The organism is Nostoc sp. CHAB 5715 (genome assembly GCF_020829685.1).
GTDB lineage: Bacteria > Cyanobacteriota > Cyanobacteriia > Cyanobacteriales > Nostocaceae > Nostoc.
In genome coordinates this window covers 1-2,652 of record NZ_JAIVFR010000994.1, presented here as the reverse complement: position 1 = coordinate 2,652, position 2,652 = coordinate 1, and the positions used below count along the sequence as shown (strand labels likewise).

General features: G+C 40.1%; 3 protein-coding genes. All 3 read right to left on the bottom strand.

The features are described from left to right. Positions 1-80: 80 nt before the first annotated feature. Positions 81-1,151 (bottom strand): FAD-dependent monooxygenase, encoded by a 1,071-nt coding sequence (locus tag LC574_RS34870; RefSeq protein WP_229458191.1) that lies wholly within the window; start codon positions 1,149-1,151, stop codon positions 81-83. 207 nt (positions 1,152-1,358) lie between these two features. After that, on the bottom strand, positions 1,359-1,559 hold the full coding sequence (locus tag LC574_RS34865; protein ID WP_229458190.1) for a hypothetical protein: 201 nt from the start codon (positions 1,557-1,559) through the stop codon (positions 1,359-1,361). Between the two features lie 346 nt (positions 1,560-1,905). Next, positions 1,906-2,223: a hypothetical protein gene (locus LC574_RS34860; RefSeq protein ID WP_229458189.1), complete on the bottom strand. Its 318-nt coding sequence runs from the start codon at positions 2,221-2,223 to the stop codon at positions 1,906-1,908. Positions 2,224-2,652: the final 429 nt, after the last annotated feature.

Genomic DNA, 2,652 nt, shown 5'->3' with positions numbered 1-2,652 from the left:
ATAGCATTTCCACTGGCACAGTAATTTCACCCTTAAACAAAACCTGGGCTTCAAAACTTGCCTGAATTGTTAATGCTAAATCAGTAACAGTTAAATGTATCTGTTGTGTTTCGATATCTGCAATGATATTCGTGGACAATGGGTAATCTTTCCGCCTGATAATTTTCCAGAGCTTCGGCAAGACTAGCACTAGACGTAAGATATTGCGTTAAAGACAAACCATCTTCCCAACCTGAAGTCATGCCTCTAGCGCGAGTCGAACTTTTTGCGTGAGCTGCATCACCAATTAAAATAACGCGACCATCATAGAGTTTCGGCAGAGGATCGATGTCATAGGAATAACGACAGATAATATTTTCCACAGGAGTTGACTCAATCACATTTCGTGCATCCTCTGGGAGTTTGGCTAATTCTTGGGGAGGAATAGATATATTAGTCGGTTGTAGTGTGCCTTTTTCAGAATCCGTCTGCTCCTTTTCTACAAAGAAACCCCAATGAGTAAGATTTTCACCAATATGAAAGAAATTTGCATAAATTCCCCGACCGCGTACATAAACAAAAAAGTTTCCTTCTGGACAGAAGCTATTATCTGTCACAATCCCTCGCCAAACTAGATCGCCCAAATAGCATAGTTCTACATTCGGAACTACAAACTGCCGAACCTTAGAAAGAATGCCATCAGCACCTACTATAATATCTCCTTCCCAGTGACTTCCATCTTTAAAGTGTGCGATCGCGCTATTATCAGTCTGCGTTATCGAAGCTAATTGAGCGTTAAAACGAATACTATTAGGGGGTAAAGTATCGAGGATTGCTTCTAAAATCGCCTTACGGTGTACAAGCATTCCTGGTAGTTCATCTTCACCATAGGTGACGGATTCTGAATTGATGAATCCACCTTTAAGGTTGCGAAACTCAAATAATTTAACAGGATCGCCAGAGTTAATAATTTTTTGGCTTATTTGAGGGTTTCCTTTATGAAGTGCTTTCATACCTGATTGGACAATAAGAATGCCACATCCATCGGTACGCACTACGGGGGCTTTTTCAAACAAGTCAACTTGAAACCCTTCTTGAATAAGCAAACTGGCAAGATAAGCTCCTGATGTGCCTGCGCCGATAATACCTATCTTGCTGTTAGAAGAAACCATCTGTGACTCTCTTGATTTAATGTTGTTTAGATGATAGTCGATTGAGATATTATCTTGAATAAGCTGTTACGCATTTAAATTGTATATTTACTCGTGGGGGTTGTCATTAGTCATTTGTCATTAGTCATTTGTATTTCAAAGGACAGATGACCATTGACTGCATGAGTGTCTTAACAATTGCAATGTACAATCTAGACGTGTATCAGCTTAGTACAGCATTTCATTAATTCGTAGCGAATTAAATTTAGCAATACCCTGCAATGCCAATGCATCGACTGACAATACTAATTCATCGGCTGACAATGCCAATGCATCGGCTGACAATACTAATGCATCGGCTGACAATGCCAATGCATCGGCTAACAATGCCAACGCATCGGCTAACAATGCCAATGCGTCCCCTTGCATTAAAAACGCTACGATTTTACGCAAAGCTGTACTTAGAGATGTGCTTGTGGAAACCTGCTTTTAGTGCCTGTTGCTGATTTATCTCCCCAGCATAGGCACTCAGGGCGATCGCTTTTATCTGCTCGCCGCACGGTTTCCATCCCCGCTTGAATCGTCGCAGCTAGATCGACTGGAGCAACATTCAGGCTGAGTTTGCCCGTAGAATGCGGGAAACATCCAAAAGATCCTCAATCAATTTTGATTGCAATTTGGCATTGCATTGAATAGCTACTAGAGCTTGCGCTAACAAGCTCAATAATGCATCCACTTAAAAGCAAATAAATTTAATATTTAATTAATATCTAATTTAAGCTGGCGGCTGTATCTTTTGAAATTCTTTAATTGCTTCGATATGGGCTTGATTTACCTTTGTATGCTCCTCTACTGCTTCTGAAAATACATCTGTTGAAGGATCTTCTGTTAGTCTGTGCGCCAATTCTTGAAATTTCTGCGCGTGTTCGTGCATGGTTTTTCCATAGGCTTCGATACGTTCTTTTTGTTCCGGCTCGATTTGGTCATCTGTTTCTAAACTCTTACCCAACTCTTGTATCTCTTTGCTATGCTCAATTGATTTTTGAGCATGTTTTTGTGCTGTCTCTATAGTCTGCTTTGAAACTTCATGCATAATGTTAATCCCGACTATCGTCTTAAAAAAACTATAAAATAGAAGCTATTTCGCCTATCTGTAACAGTTAGTGAAAAACTTACTAGTAGTATAAAAATTTTATATTTCAATAATATTTTATATGCTATTGAAAACCTTGTTAACTAGCTAAAGATGGATGAAATAGGCGTTTAAACTAATCCTTCCGACTACCACGTAGGCGTAGCCAGGACTTCGGCATACTTCGACTGTTAAATTTGTCTAGTGGTCTATCAAGCGAAGTTGAAGGGTAAAGGACAATACGGTTCAGTTAAGGATAATTGTAGCGACTGTCTTAAAAGTCAAGCGATCGTTAACAAAAAACCGGAGGTGGGAGGATTGACGCAACTGAGGAACGCTGCGCTAGATTCGGCGGTGTCTGGTACGGGCTAGAAGACTTGTGACTTGTAG

Bases quoted from the DNA above. Each gene is read 5' to 3' on its own strand.
- LC574_RS34870 (WP_229458191.1), bottom strand. From the start codon at position 1,151: ATGGTTTCTTCTAACAGCAAGATAGGTATTATCGGCGCAGGCACATCA.
- LC574_RS34865 (WP_229458190.1), bottom strand. From the start codon at position 1,559: ATGCAAGGGGACGCATTGGCATTGTTAGCCGATGCGTTGGCATTGTTA.
- LC574_RS34860 (WP_229458189.1), bottom strand. From the start codon at position 2,223: ATGCATGAAGTTTCAAAGCAGACTATAGAGACAGCACAAAAACATGCT.